We start from the raw sequence: 8,391 nt of genomic DNA, 5'->3' as shown, positions 1-8,391 counted from the left end.
GCTCGCGGCGGCGCCCCGCGTCACGGACCTCCGCCAGCACCGTGACGCCCGCCGCCGCAGGCAGCCGTTCGAGGATCGTCGCCAGCGCCGGCAGGCCGGTCTCGTCGGCGGCGAGCAGGTGGTGAGCCGCGCCGGTGGGCACCTGGTATCCACCCCCCGGACCGGCGATGGCGAGGTGGTCCCCGGGCCGGGCCACGGCCGCCCACTGCCCGGCCGGGCCCCCCGCGTGCAGCAGCATTTCGAGGTCCAGCTCAAGGGCGTTGGGGTCGAACCGTCGCGGGGTGTAGGTCCGGACGACCGGGCGAGGCTTCCCCGCGGGGAAGACCGGCCGCCCATCCGGCCCCCAGGCCGGGACGGTCGGCTCTCGCTGTCCGTTGACCGGAAGGAAGATCTTGAGGTGATGTGCGGGCCGGGGCAAGGTGAACCCGGCCAGCGCGGGGCCGCCCACGGTCACGGTGACCATGTCGGCCGCCAGTGGGGCGATCCGGACGACCTGCAGCCGTCGCGGGGCGGGCCGGGTGCGTCGCGAACCCGCCGCGCCGGGGTTGGCGGGACCGGACGGTTCCGATTTGGCCGTCGACATCGCCCTCGTGTCCTGCCTTCCTGACCGCGGGGATCGGACGGGGGTCCGCATGCCCCGGCGCCACGACGTGCGCGACCGCCGTGCGGCCGCGCACGTCGGCGACCACTGCGGACGAACCTACTTGCCCGGCCCGAACGGGGGTGGCTCGGTTCCTTCTGGGCCGGCGTGTGCACGCAGGCCGCGAACGCCCCCGGCCGGCGGAACGCCCCCGGCCGGCGGAACGGCGCCGGCCGGCGGAACGGCGTCGGGAGATGGCGCGTTGTGTCGGACGGTGGGCAGCGCACCTGTCGGTTCCAGGAGTCGCCGATGACGTCGTCGTGTGCCGGGGGTCGCCGGGCCCGCGCGCGCCGGTACCTGATGTGCCGGCCGACCTACTTCGACGTCCGCTATGCCATCAACCCGTGGATGGATCCGGCCCACCCGGTCGACACCGCGCGGGCCTGCGCGCAGTGGGAGGCGCTGCGCGCCCTGTACCGCGACCTCGGCCACACCGTCGAGCTGATCGATCCGCTGCCGGGCCTGCCCGACATGGTCTACGCGGCCAACGGCGGGCTCGTCGTCGGCGGCCGGGCCGTCGGGGTCCGGTTCCGCCATCCCGAACGGCGCGGCGAGCAGGCGCCCTACCTGCGGCGACTGGCGAAGCTGGCGCCGGACGGGGTGCATCGTCCGTTGTTCTGCAACGAGGGCGAGGGCGACTTCCTGCCCGTCGGCGAGATGATCCTCGCCGGCACCGGGTTCCGGTCGGAGCCGGCCGCGCATGCCGAGACGGCGCGCGTCCTGCGCCGCCCAGTTCATTCGCTGACCCTGGTGGACCCGCGCTTCTACCACCTCGACACCGCGCTGTGCGTCCTGGCCGACGATCTCGTCGCCTACCTGCCGGCGGCCTTCGACGACGCCGCCCGCCGGCTGCTCGCCACCCTGTTCCCGGATGCGATCAAGGTGAGCGAGGCCGACGCGGTGGTGTTCGGGCTCAACGCCGTCAGCGACGGCCTGCATGTGGTGCTTTCCGCCGCCGCGCAGGGGTTCGCCGCCGAACTGCGCAGCCGAGGGTTCGAGCCGATCGGGATCGAGTTCGACGAGCTGCGCCGCGGCGGCGGCGGCATCAAGTGCGCCACCCTGGAGATCCGCGCCTGAGCGCGGACACGCGCCGCAGCGGCGGTGCCCTCAGCCGGTCGCGGCCTGGCCGCCGAGGGCGCGGGCGAGACGGGCCATGCCCTCGGCGATACGCGCGGGCGCATGCGTGGCGAACGACAGGCGCAGCGTCCCCGGGTCCGGCGCGCCGGCGAAGAACGGGGCGCCGGGGACGTACGCCACGTCGTGGGCGACCACGGCTGGCAGCAGAGCGGTGGCGTCGTGACCGGCGGGCAGGCGAGCCCAGACGAACATGCCGCCCTCGGGTCGGTTCCAGGAGCTGCCGGCCGGCAGCGCCCCGGCGAGCCCGTCGACCATCGCGTCGCGTCGCTCCCGGTACACCGCGCACATGCGGGCGATGTGGACGTCCGGGTCGGCGTCGGCCAGGTAGCGGGCGGCGGCCGCCTGGTCGACGGTGGAGGTGTGCAGGTCCGCGGCCTGCTTGGCGATCACGCAGGCGCGCCGCAGCGCCGCCGGCGCGCGCAGCCAGCCCAGCCGCATGCCCGGGGCCATGGTCTTGGAGAAGCTGCCGAGCAGCACCGTCCGGTCGGCCGCGGCGGGGTAGGAGGCGATCCACGGCTGTGCCGTCCCCTCGTAGCGCAGCTCGCCGTACGGGTCGTCCTCGACGATCCACAGGCCCTGCCGGGCGGCGACCTCGGCGATGGCCTCGCGGCGGTCCGCGGGCATCGTGCGTCCGGTCGGGTTCTGGAACGTGGGCACCAGGTACAGCAGCCGGGGGCGTTCCCGGGCGACGAGGTCGGCCAGCTCGTCGGGGATGATCCCCTGGCTGTCGGTGGGAGCCGGGAGCACCCGGGCCCCGGCGAAGCCGAAGCACTGCAGCACGGCGAGGTAGGTCGGGTCCTCCACCACGACGGCGTCCCCGGGCTCGAGCAGGGCGGTGGCGAGCAGCGTCAGGGCCTGCTGGGAGCCGGTGGTGACGAGCAGGTGGTCGGGCTCGGTCGGCAGGCCACGCCGGGCCAGCCGCGCGGCGATCGCCGCCCGCAGGTCGGGGTCCCCCTCGGAGGTGGAGTACTGCAGCACCCGCCGCGGCTCGTCGGTGAGAACCTGGTCGTAGGCGCGCCGGATGCCATCGGCGTCGATCAGCTCGGGGGCCGGCAGACCGCCAGCGAAGGAGATCACCTCCGGCCGGGCGGTCAGGGCGAGAATCTCGCGCACCGGAGAGGTGCGCGCCGCGCGGGCGCGGGCGGCGAGCTGCGGCGGGGCGGCGGCGGTCGTCATGGCGGCTTCTCAATTCCTTCTGCGGACGGGTGGGCGCGGCCCGGCGACGCTGGGGGCTGCGGGTCCTGCCTGCGCCGGAGTGCATCGGCGTCGGCCGTGACCCGCTTGTGGGGCACGCGATCGGGCCGCCGCCCGGTCGGGTGCGCGGGTGGCCGTTGTGGGATGGCGGCGGCATGGCGTTACTGCGGGATGGCGGGCGTCGGGGTGGACGGCCCGCCCGCCAGGCCGGGTCGCGGCGGCGGGCGGAACGGCAAGGTCCCCGACGCCGGCCGACTGTCGTGGCCCGTCGGGGACACCGACAGGGGCGTCCCCACAGGGGCCTTTCCCGATAGGTGTCCCACCATCTGAGCAGGTCCTCCCAGATGGTGAACTTCCCGATAATAACCCCGCCGGCCCTCGCGGCCGCCCCGGCCCTCGCGCCGCCCGGCTCCGCGCCGCCCGGCTCCCGGCCGGTCCGCCGGACGGCGCCAGGCGCCGCGGCCTGGCGCGGGGGAGTCCCGCGGTGCCATTGCGACCGGCTGCAACGAACCGTCGATGAACCCTCATTGGACCCGGACGAAGCACAATGGAAATTGCTCGGTCGAAGGTCGTGTATCCGGCCTTGAACGAGGAACACCCAGGGCCGGGCATGCCCATGAGGAAGTATCCGAGTGCAGACGGGGGGAAACCCGGCATGAAGGCTACATATGAGGCACCGGCCCTTCAGGCCCAGGGATCGTTCCGGCACGCGACCGGTTTCGTCGGCTTCTTCGCCGGCGGCTGGGGCGGCGGCTGGGGCGGGGGCTGGAGCAGCTGGGGTGGCTGGGGCGGCTGGGGTTGGAGCCGCTGGGGCCGCGGGGGTGGCGGCGGTGGCTGGGGTGGCTGGGGTGGTGGCGGTGGCTGGGGCTGGTAGCCCTCGGGTGACTCGCCGCGGTCCGCGGCAGTGCCTCGGCCGACCAGGCCGCCGCCGGTAGTGCTCAGCGTCCCAAACCAACTGTCACGACACCCACCATCAGTGCTATGTCCATCTGAAATGTCCATCTGGAACGGGGTGGCGGCGGCCCGAGCTAGTGGTCGGCCGCCGCCATTTCGGCGTTCCCGGGCGGTGGCAGAGCGCGGAGGACCAGGGGGGTGCAGATCGGGAGGACTGGTATGCGAATCGTCTGCGTGGGTGGTGGACCGGCGGGTTTGTACTTCGCAGTCTCGACGAAGCTGCGTAATCCCGCACACGACGTCACAGTGATCGAACGTGATCCGCCGGGAGCCACGTATGGCTGGGGGGTCGTCTACTGGGACAACCTGCTGGACGTCTTCTTCCGCAACGATCCCCCCAGCGCACGCCGGATCCGGTCGCAGTCCACCCTCTGGCAGGAGCAGCGCATCAGCGTCGCGGGGGCGGGCGCGGCCTACCTGGCCGGATACGGCTTCAGCATGCAGCGCGCGGTGCTGCTCGACATCCTCGCGCGGCGCGCCATCGAGCTCGGGGTCAGGATCTCCTACCGCCAGGAGGTCGACGATCCATCTTCCTACGCTGACGCCGACCTGGTCGTGGCCGCCGACGGCGCCAACAGCCGGGTGCGCCAGGGAGGCGGGAACCCGTTCGGGACCCGCGTCACGACCGGGCGCAACCCCTACATCTGGCTGGGGACGGACAGGTTCTTCGACACCTTCGCCTTCGACTTCGAGCGGACCCCGGCCGGCTGGATCTGGTGCCACGCCTATCCGTCCAGCGCGGGCCTGAGCACGTGCATCGTGGAATGCACCGGGCGGACCTGGGAGGGGCTCGGCTTCGACGAACGCGGCGACGCCGACACGCTGCGAGAGCTGGAGAAGATCTTCGCCGAGCCGCTGGACGGCCATGGGCTCATCAGCCAGTGCCGCGGCCGGACCGCGCGCTGGCAGCGCTTCACCGAGATCTCCAACGAGCGCTGGTACCACGACAACGTCGTGCTGCTCGGGGACGCCGCCCACACGACCCATTTCACCCTGGGCTCCGGGACGGCACTGGCGATCGTCGACGCGGTCATGCTTGCGCAGATCCTCGACGACAACGACGACGATCTGCCCGCCGCGCTGCAGTCCTTCGACGCCCGGGGTCGGCTGGCGCTGCGCCCGGTGCAGGCGGCGGCGCGGACCAGCATGACCTGGTTCGAGCAGGCGGACCGCCACCTTGACCAGGTTGGCGACCGGGTTCGCGACCGGGACGGCGACGTGCAGGGCGGCGACGTGGAGAGCAGCCGGGACGGTGACCGGGGCGCGGTGTCGTTCGCCTACGCGATGGCGGGACGCCACGGTCCGCAGCCGCCGTGGCGCTACCGAGTGCACCGTGCCACCCAGGTCCCGGCGGTCCGCCGAGCGATGCGCGGCCTGCACACGGGCGGCCGGTGGTGCCTGGCCCGCCGCCGGGGGGAACCAGCGCCGGCGCGGCCCGAGCGGCCCGAGCGGGCGGCTCGGTGACGACCCGCCTTGCCGCCTCGGGCTACTCAGAGTAAGAGGCCCACCCGGTCACCCTCGAGGATGGCGGCGTGCGCGCGCCGTGGGGCCACGCAGTCACCGACCCGATGTAGCTCGAACGGAGCCTCCACCCGCAGCGCGGACCACAGAGCGTCCTGCGCTCGGGCGGGTTCGGTATGGACCACCCAGTCCGCCGCGTAGCGCCGTACCGCCCCGGTGGGATGGTGCGTGACGGTCACCGTCAGCCCGTCGGCCCGCCCGGCACCCCCGGCGTGCCCCGAGCGGCCGGAAGCATCCGAGGGGTCGGGCGGAGCCGACCTGTACGGATCAGAACCCGCGTCGCCGACAGCCGTCACGACGAGTTCCCCGGCCTGCCGGACACCGAGGGCGGCCGCTCGCCGGTTCCACCGCTCCAGGTCCAGGGTGAGGCCGAGATCCTGGCCTACGACCATCGCGTCGCTGATCACCGTCACGTGGGCGCCGCGAGCGGCGAGCAACTCCGCCACCGACGGGGCCTGATGGAACCCCGTGCTGTCCACCACGAGCACCCGCCCCCGCGGGCGGGCCGCGCCGGTCAGCACCTCCCGCACGCCGACGATCCGTGGATCGTCACCGGCCCAGTCGGGCCGGGCCGGCCGGGAGCCGGTGGCGAGGACGACGGCGTCCGGGCCGGCGGTGTGCAGCAGCGCGGCGTCGGCGACGGTGTCCAGCAGCACCTCGACGTCTAGTCCGACGAGGCGGGCGGTGAGGCCGTCGACCAGAGCGCGTAGCCCACCCCGGCCCGGCAACCGCGCGGCGAGGCGCACTTGGCCGCCGAGCCGGTCGTCACGCTCGATCACGGTGACGCGGTGCCCGCGTCCGGCCGCGATGACAGCGGCCCGCAGACCACCAGGGCCGCCCCCCACGACGTACACCCGCCGTCCGCGCCGGCGCGGCGGCGCCAGCGTCACCGCCTCTCGGCCCGCCCGCGGATTCACCAGGCAGCCCAGCCAGCGATTGCGGCCCGTCCGACCCACGCACTCCTGGTTGCAGGCCACGCAGGTACCGCCCTCGGGCCGGCCGCCGTCCCCGTGGCCGTCGTCATCTTGGGTGTCGTCCCCGTGGCCGCCGAGCGCGTGCCGGTGGCCCGCGTGCTCGTCGCGTCCGCCGCCGCGGCCCCCTGCCCAGGCCGTCGCGGCGAATGCGGGGTCGGCGATCTGGCCGCGCACCACCCCGACGAGATCCGCCTGGCCGGCGGCCAGGACCTGCTCGGCCTGGGCCGGATCGGTGAACCGGCCGACGGCGACCACGGGCAGGTCGACCGCCGCCCGGATCGCCGCGGCGATGTGCGCCGCGTAGCCCGAACGGACCTGCATGCTCGGCACGATCAGCGGCAGCGTCGAGGTGGCCACCCCGATGGCCGTGTTGAGGTAGTCGACGGCGCCGGTGGCCTCGACCATCGCCGCGACGGCGACCGCCTCGTCGAGGGTGATGCCCCCCTCGATCCCGTCATCCCCGCACAGCCGTACGCCGAGGACCCGGCCGGGGCCGATCGCGGCCCGCACCGCCTCGATGATCTCCAGTAGGAGTCGAGCCCTGTTCGCGAGCGGACCGCCGTAACGGTCCGTGCGCCGGTTCGTCGCCGGGGCCAGGAACCCGCGGACGAGGGAGCTGTGTGAACCCTGCACCTCGACGCCGTCGAATCCGCCGGCCGCGGCGTGTGCGGCCGCGCGGGCGAAACCGGCGACCACCTCGGCGATCTCGGACCCTGCCAGTGCCTTGGGTACTTCGCGGAACATCGGATCCGCCACCGCGCTCGGCGCCCAGACGGGCAGCCGGGTGTAGGTCGAGGCGGACTGCCCGCCGTTGTGGTTGACCTGGGCGAGGACTGGTACCCCGTGCGCGTGGACCGCGTCGGCGATCCGGCGTAGACCGGGGATCACCGCCGGGTCGAAACCGCGGATCATCTTCTCGTAGGGACGGTCACCCGGGTGGGTGGTGAGCTCCTCGGTAATGATCATCCCGGTTCCGCCGGCCGCCCGGGCCGCGTAGTAGGCGACGTGCCGGGCGTTCGGCAGCCCCTCGTCGGCGTAGTTCGTCAGGTGCGCGCAGAAGACGATCCGGTTGCGTAGCGTCAGCGGCCCGACCTGTTGGGGGGTGAACAGCTCGCGACCTTCCCCCATCCCCGCAGCGCCAGGCCCGGCGGGCCTGTACCGCCCTGGCTCCTGCAGGTGCCGTGGGCCGCCCGCGACATCGTCCGCCCGGGTGGTCCGATCATGGTTGGGGCGGGGGAGGCGATGGTCCGCCCGGGGGGTGCTGGGCCGGCCGTCGCCGATCTCCAGCGCTCGGCGACGGCCTTCGAGGACGGCCGCCAGGATGGTCCGTGGCGCGATCGTGTCCCCCGCTCGGGGCAGATCCGGGCGCTGAACGTGCAGGGTGTCCTGCGGCAGCCGGGGACCGCAGTCGATGACGGTGGCGCAGGCGAGGATCTGCCGCTGCGCCGTCCACACGTCCTCCAGCACCAGCCCGCCCGGACCGATCTCGCGGATCCGTGAACGGGCCTGTCGCCGGACCCCGGCGCGGGCCAGCCGCACGTTCGCAGGCGCGAGATCGCCGGCGGCGAGACGGGCGCCCACCACCGGGTCGGGTGTCACGATCGTGACCGCCCGGCCAAGGTCGGCCAGCCACTGGGCGGTCGCCACACCCACGGGCCCCCCGAGCGGGTCATGTATGACCACCGGCCCCGGAGACAGGGCACCCGGCCCCGCTGCCAGGACGTCAACCACGTCGAGAACCTCGATCGATGTTTCGGCACCGGGGGCGGGCAGGTCGGCGCGCGCGGCGGGCGGTGCCGGGACGGAGCCGGTCGCGAGCAGCACGGCGCCGCCCGCCGCCCGGTGCCGGGTGCCGGTGAAGCCCACCGCCCCGCCCCCCCGGGGGGGGGGGCGCCGGGGCCGGTCAGGTGCGGTCCTGGATCTCGCGGACGGCGCGGTCGATGTGGTCGGTGTGCTTGTGGTCGGTGCGGT

6 protein-coding genes are annotated in these 8,391 nt (G+C 74.3%); 3 read left to right on the top strand and 3 right to left on the bottom strand.

Features of this window, described 5'->3' with window-relative positions; translation table 11 throughout:
* Positions 1-583: siderophore-interacting protein (locus tag ND748_RS19220; RefSeq protein WP_251747391.1), on the bottom strand; the 583-nt coding region annotated here is incomplete at its 3' end.
* 306 nt (positions 584-889) lie between these two features.
* Here ND748_RS19220 and ddaH point away from each other — a divergent pair.
* Complete coding sequence (gene ddaH / locus ND748_RS19215) at positions 890-1,717, top strand: dimethylargininase (protein WP_251747390.1); 828 nt, start codon at positions 890-892, stop codon at positions 1,715-1,717.
* A 30-nt stretch (positions 1,718-1,747) separates the two neighbouring features.
* Here ddaH and ND748_RS19210 read toward each other — a convergent pair whose 3' ends face one another.
* Positions 1,748-2,953 carry a PLP-dependent aminotransferase family protein gene (locus tag ND748_RS19210; RefSeq protein WP_251747389.1) on the bottom strand — a complete coding sequence of 402 codons (1,206 nt, stop codon included), beginning with the start codon at positions 2,951-2,953 and terminating at the stop codon, positions 1,748-1,750.
* A gap of 673 nt (positions 2,954-3,626) precedes the next feature.
* Here ND748_RS19210 and ND748_RS19205 point away from each other — a divergent pair.
* Together ND748_RS19205 and ND748_RS19200 are read left to right on the top strand one after the other, a co-directional pair.
* A complete protein-coding gene (locus tag ND748_RS19205) occupies positions 3,627-3,845 on the top strand; it encodes a keywimysin-related RiPP (RefSeq protein ID WP_251747388.1) in 219 nt (72 codons plus the stop codon).
* A 239-nt stretch (positions 3,846-4,084) separates the two neighbouring features.
* The gene (locus ND748_RS19200; protein WP_251747387.1) at positions 4,085-5,389 is read left to right on the top strand and encodes an FAD-dependent monooxygenase; all 1,305 of its coding nucleotides are present in this window, start codon (positions 4,085-4,087) and stop codon (positions 5,387-5,389) included.
* A gap of 26 nt (positions 5,390-5,415) precedes the next feature.
* Here the strand turns inward: ND748_RS19200 and ND748_RS19195 are convergent, their stop codons facing one another.
* A complete protein-coding gene (locus ND748_RS19195) occupies positions 5,416-7,548 on the bottom strand; it encodes a mycofactocin system FadH/OYE family oxidoreductase 2 (RefSeq protein WP_285902372.1) in 2,133 nt (710 codons plus the stop codon).
* Positions 7,549-8,391 lie beyond the last annotated feature (843 nt).

Origin of the sequence: Frankia sp. AiPs1, from assembly GCF_023716945.1 — a bacterium.
Lineage (GTDB): Bacteria > Actinomycetota > Actinomycetes > Frankiales > Frankiaceae > Frankia.
Note: the sequence above shows the minus strand (reverse complement) of the source record. Positions and strands in the feature narration are given on the sequence as shown.